12 protein-coding genes and 1 pseudogene are annotated in these 13,617 nt (G+C 71.2%); 5 read left to right on the forward strand and 8 right to left on the reverse strand.

Features of this window, described 5'->3' with window-relative positions:
• Window positions 1–344 precede the first annotated feature (344 nt).
• Entirely contained in the window at window positions 345–1,175 is an 831-nt protein-coding gene (locus ACWGKJ_RS12305; RefSeq protein ID WP_385019223.1) for an alpha/beta fold hydrolase, read from the reverse strand.
• A gap of 181 nt (window positions 1,176–1,356) precedes the next feature.
• On the opposite strand from ACWGKJ_RS12305, the gene sigJ reads away from it, so the two are divergent.
• Both sigJ and ACWGKJ_RS12315 read left to right on the forward strand, forming a co-directional pair.
• The gene (gene sigJ, locus ACWGKJ_RS12310; RefSeq protein ID WP_385019221.1) at window positions 1,357–2,244 is read left to right on the forward strand and encodes an RNA polymerase sigma factor SigJ; all 888 of its coding nucleotides are present in this window, start codon (window positions 1,357–1,359) and stop codon (window positions 2,242–2,244) included.
• Window positions 2,245–2,558: 314 nt separating this feature from the next.
• The gene (locus tag ACWGKJ_RS12315; protein WP_385019219.1) at window positions 2,559–3,326 is read left to right on the forward strand and encodes a GntR family transcriptional regulator; all 768 of its coding nucleotides are present in this window, start codon (window positions 2,559–2,561) and stop codon (window positions 3,324–3,326) included.
• A gap of 172 nt (window positions 3,327–3,498) precedes the next feature.
• Here ACWGKJ_RS12315 and ACWGKJ_RS12320 read toward each other — a convergent pair whose 3' ends face one another.
• The gene (locus ACWGKJ_RS12320) at window positions 3,499–4,659 is read right to left on the reverse strand and encodes an ROK family protein (protein ID WP_385019217.1); all 1,161 of its coding nucleotides are present in this window, start codon (window positions 4,657–4,659) and stop codon (window positions 3,499–3,501) included.
• 96 nt (window positions 4,660–4,755) lie between these two features.
• Window positions 4,756–4,821: pseudogene (locus tag ACWGKJ_RS12325) on the reverse strand (DNA-binding response regulator); the annotation flags it as partial.
• 149 nt (window positions 4,822–4,970) lie between these two features.
• Between ACWGKJ_RS12325 and ACWGKJ_RS12330 the strand changes: the two are divergent.
• Complete coding sequence (locus tag ACWGKJ_RS12330) at window positions 4,971–5,459, forward strand: hypothetical protein (RefSeq protein ID WP_385019215.1); 489 nt, start codon at window positions 4,971–4,973, stop codon at window positions 5,457–5,459.
• Between the two features lie 33 nt (window positions 5,460–5,492).
• Here ACWGKJ_RS12330 and mug read toward each other — a convergent pair whose 3' ends face one another.
• Together mug and purB are read right to left on the reverse strand one after the other, a co-directional pair.
• Window positions 5,493–6,080, reverse strand: coding sequence for a G/U mismatch-specific DNA glycosylase (gene mug, locus ACWGKJ_RS12335; RefSeq protein ID WP_385019213.1), 588 nt, complete (start codon window positions 6,078–6,080; stop codon window positions 5,493–5,495).
• Between the two features lie 7 nt (window positions 6,081–6,087).
• On the reverse strand, window positions 6,088–7,521 hold the full coding sequence (purB, locus tag ACWGKJ_RS12340) for an adenylosuccinate lyase (RefSeq protein WP_385019211.1): 1,434 nt from the start codon (window positions 7,519–7,521) through the stop codon (window positions 6,088–6,090).
• A gap of 117 nt (window positions 7,522–7,638) precedes the next feature.
• Here purB and ACWGKJ_RS12345 point away from each other — a divergent pair, with 117 nt between their 5' ends.
• On the forward strand, window positions 7,639–8,265 hold the full coding sequence (locus ACWGKJ_RS12345) for an alpha-ketoglutarate-dependent dioxygenase AlkB (RefSeq protein ID WP_385019209.1): 627 nt from the start codon (window positions 7,639–7,641) through the stop codon (window positions 8,263–8,265).
• A 188-nt stretch (window positions 8,266–8,453) separates the two neighbouring features.
• Window positions 8,454–9,989: an ATP-dependent DNA ligase gene (locus ACWGKJ_RS12350; RefSeq protein ID WP_385019207.1), complete on the forward strand. Its 1,536-nt coding sequence runs from the start codon at window positions 8,454–8,456 to the stop codon at window positions 9,987–9,989.
• A gap of 191 nt (window positions 9,990–10,180) precedes the next feature.
• On the opposite strand, the gene ACWGKJ_RS12355 is transcribed toward ACWGKJ_RS12350, so the two are convergent.
• The 3 genes from ACWGKJ_RS12355 to ACWGKJ_RS12365 are packed head-to-tail and all read right to left on the reverse strand — an operon-like array spanning window position 10,181 to window position 13,505.
• A complete protein-coding gene (locus ACWGKJ_RS12355; RefSeq protein ID WP_385019204.1) occupies window positions 10,181–11,032 on the reverse strand; it encodes an SGNH/GDSL hydrolase family protein in 852 nt (283 codons plus the stop codon).
• 41 nt (window positions 11,033–11,073) lie between these two features.
• Window positions 11,074–12,114 (reverse strand): hemolysin family protein, encoded by a 1,041-nt coding sequence (locus ACWGKJ_RS12360; RefSeq protein ID WP_385019202.1) that lies wholly within the window; start codon window positions 12,112–12,114, stop codon window positions 11,074–11,076.
• Window positions 12,111–13,505, reverse strand: a complete 1,395-nt coding sequence (locus tag ACWGKJ_RS12365) for a hemolysin family protein (RefSeq protein ID WP_385019200.1) — start codon at window positions 13,503–13,505, stop codon at window positions 12,111–12,113. Before ACWGKJ_RS12365 ends, ACWGKJ_RS12360 begins: the two co-directional genes overlap by 4 nt.
• Window positions 13,506–13,617: the final 112 nt, after the last annotated feature.

Below are 13,617 nucleotides of genomic sequence, written 5' to 3' on the forward strand. Positions count from 1 at the left end.
GAACAGCCTGTGACTGATGGGTTAAGTGTGCTTTTGGCTGATTGAGCACCCTTTTCTGCCGGAAAAGACGTGAAGCATCCGGTCCGGCGCCCCATGGTGACGCAGTTGCCATTGAACGTACCCCCTCACCCCAAGTGAACCGACAAGGGCCTCAATTGGTTCCTGCCGGCAGCAGGATCCCCCGCCCGGTCTCCGGCGGCGCCAGATGCGCGTATCCGGGCGCCAGATGTACGACGTCGTCGCGGGGCCGGACGGTTCCGTGGTCGGGCGGCGGACGCACCGCGACACCCACCGGGCCGCCCGTTTCAGGAACCGGCCCGGGGGGCGTGAACGTCCGGCAGGGCTCAGCGGCTGGTGTCGAGGATGACGCGGGCCACCAGAGCGGGGTCGTCGTTCATCGGGACATGTCCGCAGCCGGGCAGCCGCACCAGCCGGGCGCCCGGCATGGTCCGCTTGGCCCGGACGCCCTGACGGCGCAGGAGGATACGGTCCTTCGTGCCCCAGGCCACGGTGACGGGCACGCCACTCACCTCGGAGGTGAAGAGCACGTCCCGGCCGGCGGCGAGCGTCTCGTCGAAACCGGTGGCGGTGCGCAGGGCCAGGGTCTCGGCGACGACCGCATCGGGTGAACGGCGGCCGGGCCGTGCGTAGATGGTGCCGGTGAGGGCCGCCCGCCCGGCCGACGAGCGCGACAGCCGCTCGACCACCGGGAGCGGCAGCAGCCGCGCTCCCTGCCGCATCGCCGCCAGCGTCGAGAACGCGTAACGCCGCTCGGCCTGTGTCCAGAACCCGGCCGGCGAGAGCGCGGTGACCGACCGTACGAGACCCCTGCTGCCCAGCTCAAGTGCGAGCAGACCACCGAGCGAGTTCCCCGCCACATGGGGCCGTTCGATCCCGAGCGCCCCGCACATCGCACCGAGTACGGGCACGACCGACGCGAGGTCGTACGGCACCCCGTCGGGCAGCGCGGGCGAGGTACCGAACCCGGGCAGGTCCACGGTGATGACCTCGCGTTCGGCGGCCAGGATGTGCACGACCGGGGCCCACGCCTGCTGATGGTGGCCGATGCCGTGCAGCAGCAGGAGCGGGGCGCCGGATCCGGTGCGTTCGTACGCGACCGAGACCGGCTTCTGCCCTTTCGGGGTGTCGACCGTGAAGGAGACCTGGGCGGCCATGCTGCTGCTCCCTGATCCGGCCCGATCCAGACGGCAGGCCCTAGACGTTGTGTCAGCAACAATTACCCTTGAGTAGCTTGCACTTCAAGTGGGCGGCCCGGGGCAGATCCGAGCCCGTCCCGCCGTTTTCCTCCGGCGATTCCTTCTGGACACGGGCGGGCCGGTCGGCTGGGATGGGGGAGTGGCGACCGATACCGCGACCGACCTCTTCGAAGAGCACCGCTCCGTGCTGACGGGTGTGGCCTACCGCATGCTCGGCCGGGTCGCCGACGCCGAGGATGTCGTACAGGAGGCGTGGCTGCGCTGGTCGGCGGCCGACCGCGGGGATGTACGCGAACCGCGAGCCTTCCTCGTCCGCGTCACCACCCGGCTGGCTCTCGACCGGCTCAGGCATGTGCAGTCGCAGCGCGAGGCCTATGTCGGACCATGGCTCCCCGAGCCGCTGGCCACGGACTTCGGGTCTGCCGTTCCGGACACGGCCGAGCAGGCGGTGCTCGCCGAGTCCGTGTCGTTCGCCGTTCTCGTGGTCCTGGAATCGCTCTCACCGCTGGAGCGCGCGGTGTTCGTGCTGCGGGAGGCCTTCGGCTTCCCGTACGCCGAGATCGCCGTGGTGCTCGACCGCGGCGAGGCGGCCGTGCGCCAGCTCGCCGGGCGGGCCCGGCGCCATATGAAGGAACGCAAACCGCGGTACGACGTCGATCCGGCCGAACGCCGGGATCTGACCGAACGGTTCCTCGCCGCGGCCTCCGGCGGGAACCTGGATGAGCTGATGGCCCTGCTCACGCCCGGAGTTCGCCTGGTGGGGGACAGTGGCGGCAAGGCCCAGGCGCCGCTGCGCGTCATCGAGAGCGCGGACAAGGTGGGCCGGTTCCTGGCCGGGGTCGCGGAGAAGGGCGTCGAGGGCGCCGAGTTCCAGGTGAGGGAGATCAACGGCGCCCCGGCGATCGTGGTGATCGCCCGCGGCGGCACTGTGGACTCCGTCGTGCAGGCGGAGGTCAGGGACGGTCTCATCGCCGAGCTCTATATCGTGCGCAATCCTGACAAACTCCTGCTGCTCCCGGCGGAGTAGGGCGCTCCGGCTCTTCCCGTCCACGCGAGGCCCGGCCCCCTTCCCCGGCCGGTGTTCCCGGCCTCCCTGGCCGCCGACCGTCCTGCTTCGCCCCGGTGCTCCGGCTCCGCTCATAGCCGTCTGGTCACGGCGCTCCGAGCGATAACTTTTCATGAACGCTCTGCGTCATTACGCGACTCCGCTCCGCTGTCGCGCGAGGATTGGTCTTGACCAAGAAGAGGTGCCGCCCTACTCTCACAGAGTTAGTGCAGGAACCTTTAATAAACAAGGGCACGGAAAAGCCGCCGGGCATACGGCGATTGCGGAGGATCAGGGTGGGGACCACGCAGCTGGAATCGGTGCCGGAGCCGAAGTACTGGCACCTCAAGACCGTGCTCACTGACGCGCTGGACTCGGAGTTCACGGTCGGGGAGATCCTCCCGAACGAGCGTGAACTCGCCGCCCGCTTCGGTGTCGCGCGCGCCACGCTGCGTCAGGCGCTGGAGCAGCTGGAGCTGGAAGGCCGTCTGCAGCGCCGCCGGGGGGTGGGTACCACTGTCGCCCCGCCGCGTGTCGGTGTCGATGTGTCGACTTCCCAGCAGGCCTGGCCCGGCGCGTCGGATGATGCCTGGCAGCCGGTCGAGTGCGGCAGCGCGGCGCCGCCCACCGCCGTCGGGCGTCTGCTGGAGGCGGACGGCGACGCGTCGGTGCACACCGTACGCAGGGTCCGGGTGACGCATGGTCAGACCGTGGCCACCGAGCTGGTGTACGTACCGGACGCCTCCGTGCCCGCACTGTCCGCCATAGAGGCCCCGTCAGGCCCGTCACGTGCACGCGCGGTCCTGCGCGAGCTGCAGCATCTGGACCTCGACGGCCAGGACCGTGCTGTCGAACTCGGCTCGGCCCGCGCCGACGACGCCAAGGAACTCGACCGGCTGCCCGGCGCTCCGGTGCTCGTCGTCACCACCCGGTACATCGCGGGCGGCAGGACCGTGGCGGTGTCGGTGGCCACTTACCGGGCGGACACCTGCCGGCTCACCTTCGGTGACTCGGGCGACCTGGAGATCAGCGACCAACTGCCCGGCGACAAGAAGGCTTCCTGACCCCGGGCGTCCCCTGCCAGTTACGCACCCGTCCGGCGTGAGGGACGCACCGGGCGCGGAGCTGGTGTGTGGGACGCACTGGTGCGGAGCTGGTGTGTGGGACGCACTGGTGCGGAGCCCCTGTTCGGGGGACGGACCCACCTGCCGGGACGGGCCCTTCCGGTGACGGGCGTCAGCGGCGGGCCGTCACCGTGCCCTCCACGGCGAAGAGTTCCTCCTCCACGTGGTCGAGCGCCAGCCGCAGCGCACCGGTCGCCACCGCGGCCTCACCGAGCACGGACAGCGCGACCCGGGGAGGGCGCAGACAGTAGCGCGCCAACTCGCCGCGCAGCGGCTCGAGCACCCCGTCGAGTCCGGCCGCCCAGCCGCCGATCACCACTAGCTCGGGGTCGAGCGCCAGGACCAGCGCAGCCACATCGTGGACCAGCCGCTGGATGAACCGCTCGACGGCGGCCCGCGCCCGGGTGTCACCTTCCTTCGCATGTGTGAAGACCTCGGCGACCGCGCGCTCGTCCAGCGGGTGGAGCGGCTCGTCGGTCGTGGAGAGCAGCTTCTCGGGCCTGACCCCGCGCCCCAGCAGATGCAGCGCGCCGATCTCGCCCGCCGCGCCGCCGAACCCGCGGTGCAGCCGACCGCCGATCAGCGATCCCGCCCCGGGACTCAGCCCCGCGAGCACGAAGACGATGTCGTCGGAGTCCGTCGCCGCACCCTTCCAGTGCTCGGCCACGGCCGCCGCGTTGGCATCGTTCTCGACCAGGACCGGGCAGCGGAACGACCGCTGCAGCCGCTCGCCCAGCGCAAGCCCGGTCCACCCGGGAAGCGCGGTGCCCAGCCGGACCGTCCCGTCGGCCTCCACGATCCCGGGGCTGCCGACACCCACCGCGCGCAGAGTGCTCCGTGCGACTCCGGCCCGGCGCAGCACATCCGCCACGGTGCTCCGTACCCGCTCCAGCCGCTCGTCCGCCGGCGCCGTCTCCGGTACTTCGCGTGAACCGGCGCCGATGATCTCTCCGTCAAGGCCGGAGACCAGGGCGGCCACCCGGTGCGGTCCGATCTCGATACCGAGCAGATGCCCGGCCTCGGCACGGAAACGGAACCGCCGCGCCGGACGTCCCTGACGCCTGGTCTCGCCCTCCTCCTCCGGGGCGTCCTCGACGACGAGACCGGCCGCCATCAGCCCTTCGATCACGCCCTCGACCGTAGGCCGCGACAGCCCGGTGATACGGGTGAGATCCGTCAGGGTCGGGAACACCTCGCCGCGCAGTGCGTGCAGCACCACGGATGAGTTGATCCGTCGCAGCAACGAGGGATCCCCGCCGGTCAGCTGCCCCAACGTCGTCCTCCCAGCTCAGCTCATGCGTGTGTGCCCGGATGGTACCGGGTGACAGGTCGTGCTGCGAGCGGCTGCCGAACCGGTGCCGGCTCGGGCGGGCGCCACGAACCCGGACTCGTACGCGGCAATCACCGCTTGTCTACGGTCGCGGGCTCCCAGCTCCCAGCTCCCGGCCCCGGCTCCCAGCCTCCGGCTTCGCCGGCACCGCACCGACGTGAAGCAGGGTGCGGGCCTTGCCGACCTCCCGCCGTCCCCGGCCCCGTCCCCGGCCCCGGCGGCCAACTGTCAGTGCCGGAGGGTTTACTGAGTGGATGACCACCGCTCAGTACGTCGCCACCATCGACCGTCTGCGGGCCCGTGCGTTCCCCCTCCGGCGCGGGTGGTCGGACACCGGACCGGGCGGCCCCGGATATCACCTGGCGGTTCTGGTCAGCTGCGACGCGTTGAGCGGCGGGGGCAGAGGCCCCGAAGCCGGGGACCAGTTCCGGGCCGAGTACGAGGGCCTTGTGGCTGTGCTGGACTCCCGATGGGGCGAGGCGCAGGTGTGCAGCCTGTGGAGCATGCTGACCCGGCGGTTGGAGGGGGAGGAGATACCGGAGCCTTGGGATGAGCTGTGCACCACCATGTCGTTCCTCCATCTCTGGAGGGCGGAAGAACGGTGGATCGCCATCGGTGCCGTGGAGGGGGCGGCGGCCGGAACACCGGAAGCGCAGGCGGCACGGGAGTTGCGGAAGATACCGGAATGCGACAAGCAGGAGTTGCGCCTGGTCGTGGTGGTCACTGAAGTGGACCCGCCGTAGCGTACGGCGGGTCCAGCCGGGCGGCTCCGGTGGTTACAGCTTGGCCCCGGGCAGTGCGGTCTGTGGCACCGCAGTGGGTGCCGCTGAGGTCTGTGCGGCTGCGCGCAGTCTGCCGTACTCCTCGGCCATCGTCGCCGCGGTCCAGTGGGCGTTGAGGCCGCTCGGGTTGGGCAGTACCCAGATCCGGGTCGAGCCGATCGCGCGGGTCTGCGATCCGATCCGGGCCTTGGGTTCGCGGAAGGCCGTGCGGTAGGCGGTGACGCCCACGACCGCGAGCCAACGCGGCCTCAGCCGCTCCACCTTGGCGGTCAGCACGCGCCCGCCCTCGCGGTACTCCTCGGCGCTCAGCTCATCGGCGCGGGCCGATGCCCGCGCCACCACATTGGTGATGCCGAGGCCGAGGGCGAGCAGTTCGTCCTGTTCCGACGGGGCGAACCTGCGGGGCGTGAATCCCGACAGATGCAGCACCGGCCAGAACCGGTTGCCGGGCCTGGCGAAGTGATGGCCGGTCGCGGCCGTCATCAGGCCGGGGTTGATCCCGCAGAACAGTACGTCCAAGCCCTCGGCGACCACATCGGGGACGATGCGGTCGCGGGCGGCTTCGAGCTCTTCGGACCTCATCGCCGGATCAGAGGATCGAGCCGGGGGCGTAGGCGGCGGCCTCCGGGTACCGCTTGGAGACCTCCTCGATCCGTGAGACCACGGCGGCCACCTGGGCGCCCGCTGCGCCGGTGAAGGACAGCTTGTCGGCCATCAGTGCGTCCAGCTGCGCGCGGTCGAGCGGCATCCGCTCGTCAGCCGCCAGCTTGTCGAGGAGTTCGTTGCGCTCGGCGCCCTGCTCGCGCATGGCGAGCGCGGACGCGACCGCGTGCTCCTTGATGACCTCGTGCGCCACCTCGCGGCCGACCCCCGCCCGTACGGCGCCCATCAGCACCTTGGTGGTGGCCAGGAACGGGAGATACCGGTCCAGTTCACGGGCGACGACGGCCGGGAAGGCGCCGAACTCGTCGAGCACCGTCAGGAAGGTCTCAAGCAGTCCGTCGAAGGCGAAGAACGCGTCGGGCAGGGCGACCCGGCGGACGACCGAGCACGAGACGTCGCCCTCGTTCCACTGGTCACCGGCCAGCTCGCCGGTCATCGAGGCATATCCGCGCAGGATCACCATCAGACCGTTGACCCGCTCGCAGGAGCGCGTGTTCATCTTGTGCGGCATCGCGGACGAACCGACCTGACCCGGCTTGAAGCCCTCCGTCACCAGCTCGTGCCCGGCCATCAGCCGGATCGTCCTGGCCAAAGAAGAGGGGGCCCCCGCCAGCTGGACCAGAGCGGTCACCACTTCGTAGTCGAGCGAGCGGGGGTACACCTGGCCGACCGAGGTGAAGGCGTGCGCGAAGCCGAGGTGTTCGGCGATCCGCTGCTCCAGCCCGGCCAGCTTCGACTCGTCGCCGCCCAGCAGGTCGAGCATGTCCTGGGCGGTGCCGACCGGGCCCTTGATGCCGCGCAGCGGATAACGCCCCAGCAGGTCCTCAAGCCGTCCGAACGCCGCCAGGAGTTCATCGGCGGCCGTCGCGAAGCGCTTGCCCAGCGTCGTCGCCTGCGCCGCCACATTGTGCGAACGCCCGGCCATCACCAGCTCGGCGTGGTCACCGGCCAGCCTGCCGAGACGGGCGAGTGCGGCGACGGTGCGGTCCCGCATCAGCTCCAGGGAGAGCCGGATCTGCAGCTGCTCGACGTTCTCGGTGAGGTCGCGCGAGGTCATGCCCTTGTGGATCTGCTCATGCCCCGCGAGGGCGTTGAACTCCTCGATCCGCGCCTTCACATCGTGCCGTGTGACCTTCTCGCGCTCGGCGATCGACGCCAGATCGACCTGGTCGAGCACCCGCTCGTAGTCGGCGAGCGCGTTCTCCGGCACCTCGATCCCGAGATCCTGCTGGGCCCGCAGTACGGCGAGCCAGAGCCGGCGCTCCAGCCTGACCTTCTGCTCGGGGGACCAGAGGACGGCGAGCTCCGTTGAGGCGTAGCGGCCGGCCAGGACGTTGGGGATGCGAGGCTTTGCAGTCACGTGAAGGCATTCTACTGGCGGTTCCTGCAGGCCGGTGCCCCGGTTCTGTTCGTAGGTTGCTACGGGGTTCGGATCGGGACACCGCGTTCGAATATGCGTTCGGGTACGCTGGGTCGTATGGCTGTCCACCTGCAGAGTTCCCTCTTCGACCAGGGCGACGCGACCGGTCTGCGCCCCCTGGCCGAGGTGCGCCGCAGCCGGCTGGGGCGGGGCGCCTGGATCGATGTACTGCCGCAGTGGCTCGCCGGGGCGGACGCGCTCTTCGACGTGCTGGTGCGGGACGTCCCCTGGCACGCGGAGCAGCGCTTCATGTACGAGCGGGTGGTGGAGGTGCCGCGGCTGCTGTCGTTCTTCGGCGCGGACGATCCTCTGCCGCACCCGGTGCTCGACGAGGCCCGTGACGCACTCGGGGCGCACTACGCGGATGAACTCGGAGAGCCCTTCACCACGGCCGGACTCTGCTTCTACCGGGACGGGCGGGACGGCGTGGCCTGGCACGGGGACACCATCGGCCGGGGCAGCAGGGAGGACACGATGGTGGCCATCCTCTCCCTCGGCGCTCCCCGGAGCCTGGCGCTCCGGCCGCGAGGCGGCGGCCGCACCGTACGCACACCGCTGGGGCACGGCGACCTCATCGTGATGGGCGGCAGCTGCCAGCGCACCTGGGAGCACGCGATCCTGAAGACGGCGCGCCCTGTGGGGCCCCGCATCAGTGTGCAGTTCCGCCCGCACGGAGTGCGCTGAGGAGCGCCGGCCGAGCGGACTGAGACGTACGTGCCGGTCAGCAGTGCGTCGGGCTGCCCCGTACGCGAGTCCGTACGTCCACGGCGGTGTGCCGGGGCCGGCCGGACCGTCGCACCGGGACGGCTCGGGAAAAACGGGTACGGATCCTGGACCGCCGCCCAGCTCCTTCCACCGGCCCGGAGCCCGCCATGCTGCTTCATGAACTCGCCGCCACCTCCCGCGCCGTCGCTTCGGAATCCGCCAGGAACACGAAGACCGCCCTGCTGGCGGAGTATCTGCGGGGCCTGCGGCCGGATGACCTGCCTGCGGCCGTGTCCCTGCTCTCCGGCGAGTCCAGGCGGATGCGGATCGGAGTGGGACCCGCCGCTCTGCGCGACCTTCCGGAACCCGCCGCTGATCCGTCGCTCGGTGTACGGGAAACCCTGGACGTCCTGGCCGCACTGGCCGCCGTGCACGGGCCCGGTTCGCGGGACGAACGCGGTGCGCTGCTCCGCGGGCTGTTCTCCCGGGCCACGGCTTCGGAGCAGTCGTTCCTCGGCGCCGTCCTGGTGGGTGAACTGCGGCAGGGCGCACTCGACTCCGTGGTGGCGGACGCGGTGGCGAAGGCCGCCGGGGTGGCCGCGTCGGACGTCAGACGGGCCCTGATGTTCCGCGGCTCGGCCCGCGCCGTGGCGGCGGCCGCGCTGTCAGGCGGGCCGGCGGCGCTGCGGGCGTTCGGCCTCGAAGTGGGCAGGCCGGTGCGGCCGATGCTCGCAGCGGCGGCGCCCGATGTGGCCGCCGCCCTGGAACGGGCCGGGACCGCCGCTCTGGAGTGGAAGCTGGACGGCATCCGGGTCCAGGTCCACCGCGACGGCGACACCATCGCTGTCTTCACCCGGAGCCTGGACGACATCACCTCGCGGGTGCCCGAAGTGGTCGAGGCGGTGGCGGAGCTGCCGGTGCGCTCCGCGGTCCTCGACGGGGAGGCCATCGCTGTCGGGCCCGACGAGCGCCCACTGCCGTTCCAGGTGACGGCCGCCCGTACCGCGTCCCGCCAGGACCCGGACCGGCTGCGCGCCGAAGTGCCCCTGCGGGTCTACTTCTTCGACTTGCTGCACCGCGACGGCGCCGAACTCATCGACCTGCCTGCAAGGACCCGCTGGGAGGCGCTCGACGCGGTGGTGCCCGCGGAACTCCGCGTTCCGCGGGCGGTCACCGGTGACACGGCCGAAGCCGAGCGGTACTTCGCGGACGCCGTCGCGCGGGGACAGGAGGGTGTGGTGGTGAAGGACCCCGCAGCGCCGTACGCGGCGGGGCGGCGCGGGGCCGGGTGGATCAAGGTGAAGCCCCGGCACACGCTGGACCTGGTGGTGACCGCGGTGGAGTGGGGGCATGGAAGGCGGCAGGGCATGCTCAGCAACCTCCATCTCGCCGCTCGCGGCGAGGCAGGGGATCCCGGTCCTTGGGTGATGCTCGGCAAGACCTTCAAGGGCCTCACCGATGAACTGCTGGTCTGGCAGACCCGTGAACTGCTGGCGCGCGAGGTCAGCAGGGACGGGTACGTGGTGCGGGTGCGGCCCGAGCTGGTGGTGGAGGTGGCATTCGACGGCCTGCAGCGAAGCCCGCGCTATCCGGCCGGTCTCGCGCTGCGCTTCGCCCGTGTGCTGCGCTACCGCGAGGACAAGGGCCCCGCCGACGCGGACACCGTTTCCACGGTCCGCGCCCTCGCCCGTGAGGCCCTCTGATCCGGCTGCCGAAGATCCCTTCGCCCGGGAGTGATCCGGATCCCGCCCGACTCCCGACTCCCGACTCCTGACTTCATGCGAGTTGTCCACGCCCGCCCATAGGCCGCCGCTCTACGCCCTGCCGCCGTCTCACGACGACGGCCCGCCCCAGGAATGCCGTACCGGCCGACCCACGCCGTACCGCCATGCCCCTACGACACGTCCCGCGTCACCTCAAGCCGGCGCCAGCCGGTCACGGGACCGGGGTTGCCGTCGTCCGCCGGCGTGATCCAGAACGCCTTCCCGCTGTCGGGGCAGAACTGGGCACCGTTGCGCCCGTCACCCGATGAGCGTCCGGTCAGCCGCCGCCCTATCCACGGCACCAGATGCTCGCGTGCGAACCGCAGATCGCTGGTACGCCGTGCCGCCCAGCGGGCCGCAGAGGCCGGGGGCAGCGGCGCCCGCCAGTCGTCCTCAGCCGCGAGTCCCAGCGTCTGCCACACCGCTTCGGCCACCCGGCGATGGCCCTCCGCCGTCAGATGCAGCCGGTCCACGTCCCACAGCCGCTGGTCCCCGAGGGCCGGAGCACCGTAGAGGTCGACCACCAGCGCGCCGTGCCGTGCGGCCAGGTCGTCGATGAAGGTGAACAGCTCCTCCATGCGAGGGCGGAAGCGTTCCATCACCGGCCCGTTCCGCCCCGGGCTGCGCATCAGTACCAGCTGCCCGCAGGCCGGAGCCAGCCGCCCCGCCGCCTCCTCAAGCCGTCCGCGCACCATTCCCATGTCGCACTTGGGGCGCAGCGTGTCATTGAGTCCTCCGACCAGTGTCACCACGTCGGGCCGTAGCGCCGCCGCCGCTTCCGCCTGTTCGTCCGCGATCTGGCCGATCAGTTTTCCCCGTACGGCGAGATTGGCGTAGCGGAAGCCGGGGGTCCGTGCCGCCAGGCGTGCGGCGAGCACGTCGGCCCACCCGCGGTACGAGCCGTCGGGCAGGCCGTCGGACATTCCCTCGGTGAAGGAGTCGCCGACCGCGACCAGACTGGTGTAGGAGGCATTCAATTCCATCGCCGGATGATCCTAGCGTGGTGCCCGGCCGTCCGTAGTGCTCAGCCTTCGCCGCCCCCGGCTGCCGGCGCCGTCGGCCGCCCGACCAGTTCCCGCAGCACGTCCTCCATCGTCACCAGACCGGCGAGTGTGCCGTCGTCGCCCCTCACCGCCGCCAGATGCGTACGGCTGCGGCGCATCGCCGTCAGTACGTCGTCCAGCGGGCTCGCGGCACGCACCCGGGCGATGGGCCGCATCGCGGAGACCGTGAACGGCAGATCGCGCGGGAGCGCGTCCAGTGCGTCCTTGACGTGCAGATATCCCAGAATCCGCCGGCCTTCGTCCACCACGGGGAAACGGGAGAAGCCGGAGTCGACCGACAACTGCTCCAGCTTCTCCGGGGTCGTCCCGAGGCGCGCGTACACCACCTGCTCCAGCGGCACGACCACATCGCGCACCGGCCTGCGGCCGAGCTCCAGCGCATCGTGCAGCCGCTCGCTCGCCCGGTCGTCGAGCAGCCCGGCCGCCGATGCGTCGGTCACCAGACGGGCCAGCTCGTCGTCCGTGAAGGTGGCCGCCACCTCGCTCTTCGCCTCGACCCGCAACAGCTTGAGGAGCGCGTTGGCGAAGGAGTTGATCGCGAAGATCACCGGACGCAGCGCACGTGCCAGGGTGACCAGGGGAGGGCCGAGCAGCAGAGCCGCCCGTACCGGTCCGGCCAGCGCGATGTTCTTCGGGACCATCTCGCCGAAGAGCATGTGCAGATAGGTGGCCACGGTGAGGCTGATGACGAAGGAGAGCGGGTGGATCAGCCCGCCGGGCATCCCCACGGCATGGAAGACCGGCTCCAGCAGATGGGCGATGGCCGGTTCGGCGACCACACCGAGGACCAGGGTGCAGAGTGTGATGCCGAGCTGCGCCGCCGCCATCAGCGCCGCCAGGTGCTCAAGCCCCCACAGCACGCTCCGTGCCCGCCGGTCGCCCTCATCCGCCGCCGGTTCGATCTGGCTGCGCCGGACGGAGATCAGGGCGAACTCACCGCCGACGAAGAAGGCGTTGACGACCAGCGTCAACAGCCCGATGAACAGCTGGACCACGGTCATCGCATGTCCTTTCCGTCGTCCTTGCCGTTCCTGCCCGCCGCGCCGCCTCTGCCGTGCTCCGCCTCCGGGCCGTCCTCGTCGCCGCCCGTCACCGGCGCGTGCAGCAGCAGCCGGGCGGCGCGCCGCCCGCTCGCGTCGACCACGTCGATCCGCCAGCCGGCCACCTCGACACGGTCTCCCTCGGCCGGGATACGTCCGAGTTCGGTCGCGACCAGACCCGCCAGGGTCTCGTACGGGCCTTCGGCCACACGCAGGCCGATCGACTCCAGCTGGTCGGTCCGCGCGGCGCCGTCCACCGAGTAGACCGGCCGGCCGTCGGCGTCCTCGCCCGCACCGGCGAGGTCGGGCGTCTCGTGCGGGTCGTGCTCGTCACGTACCTCGCCGACGACTTCCTCGACGATGTCCTCCAGCGTGACGACCCCGGCCGTGCCGCCGTACTCGTCGATCACCACGGACATCGTGCGCTTGCCGTACATCCGGTCGAGCAGCCGGTCCACGGTCAGTGTCTCCGGTACGAGCAGGGGCTCGCGGAGCAGCTCGGAGACCGGGAAGCGGGGCCTGCGCTCCGCCGGGAGCGCCAGCACGTCCTTGATGTCGGCGACCCCGACGACCTGGTCGAGGCTGCCCCGGTAGACCGGGAAGCGGGAGAGCCCGGTCGCGCGGGTGGCGTTGGCGACGTCCTCCGCACTGGCCTGCACCTCAAGCGCCACCACCTGGACGCGGGGGGTCATCACGTTCTCGGCCGTCAGATCCGCCAGGTTGAGCGTGCGGACGAAGCGCTCGGCGGTGTCCTCCTCCAGCGCGCCCGCCTTGGCCGAGTGCCGGGCCAGTGCGACCAGCTCCTGAGGCGAACGGGCCGAGGCCAGCTCCTCCGTCGGCTCCATCCCGAGCCGGCGCAGCAACCGGTTCGCGGTGTTGTTGAGATGGCTGATCAGCGGGCGGAAGACGGCGCTGAACCACCGCTGGGGGGTGGCCACCATCCTGGCCACCGTCAGGGGCGAGGAGATCGCCCAGTTCTTCGGGACCAGTTCGCCGACCACCATCAGGAAGACGGTGGAGAGCGCGGTGCCGATCACCAGGCCGACCGAGGATGCGGCAGCGGACGACAGGCCCGCGGACTCGATGGGCCCGCGCAGCAGCTTCCCGATCGAGGGCTCGGCGAGCATGCCGATGACCAGGTTGGTGACCGTGATGCCGAGCTGGGCGCCGGACAGCTGGAAGGTGAGGCCGCGCACCGCGCGCAGTGCGCTCGCCGCGCCGCGCTCGCCCCGCTCGGCGGCCTCTTCGAGCTCGCTGCGTTCGACGGTCGTGAGCGAGAACTCCGCCGCGACAAAGGCCGAGCAGGCCAGCGAGAGCAGCAGCGCCACGATGAGCAGAAGCACCTCGGTCATCGGTTCACCTCCGTCCCATGATCGGCCAGGGAGGGGAGGAACGCGCGATGTCGGCTGCTGGGAGGCTCGCCCATGGGCGGACGCTCACACCTTTCGGTCGGTGGTACGGGGA

Source organism: Streptomyces sp. NPDC054757, from assembly GCF_053612185.1.

Coding starts and splice junctions, on each gene's coding strand:
- ACWGKJ_RS12305 (WP_385019223.1), bottom strand. CDS start 1,175: ATGGCCGCCCAGGTCTCCTTCACGGTCGACACCCCGAAAGGGCAGAAG.
- ACWGKJ_RS12330 (WP_385019215.1), top strand. CDS start 4,971: ATGACCACCGCTCAGTACGTCGCCACCATCGACCGTCTGCGGGCCCGT.
- mug (WP_385019213.1), bottom strand. CDS start 6,080: ATGAGGTCCGAAGAGCTCGAAGCCGCCCGCGACCGCATCGTCCCCGAT.
- ACWGKJ_RS12345 (WP_385019209.1), top strand. CDS start 7,639: ATGGCTGTCCACCTGCAGAGTTCCCTCTTCGACCAGGGCGACGCGACC.
- ACWGKJ_RS12350 (WP_385019207.1), top strand. CDS start 8,454: ATGCTGCTTCATGAACTCGCCGCCACCTCCCGCGCCGTCGCTTCGGAA.
- ACWGKJ_RS12355 (WP_385019204.1), bottom strand. CDS start 11,032: ATGGAATTGAATGCCTCCTACACCAGTCTGGTCGCGGTCGGCGACTCC.
- ACWGKJ_RS12360 (WP_385019202.1), bottom strand. CDS start 12,114: ATGACCGTGGTCCAGCTGTTCATCGGGCTGTTGACGCTGGTCGTCAAC.
- ACWGKJ_RS12365 (WP_385019200.1), bottom strand. CDS start 13,505: ATGACCGAGGTGCTTCTGCTCATCGTGGCGCTGCTGCTCTCGCTGGCC.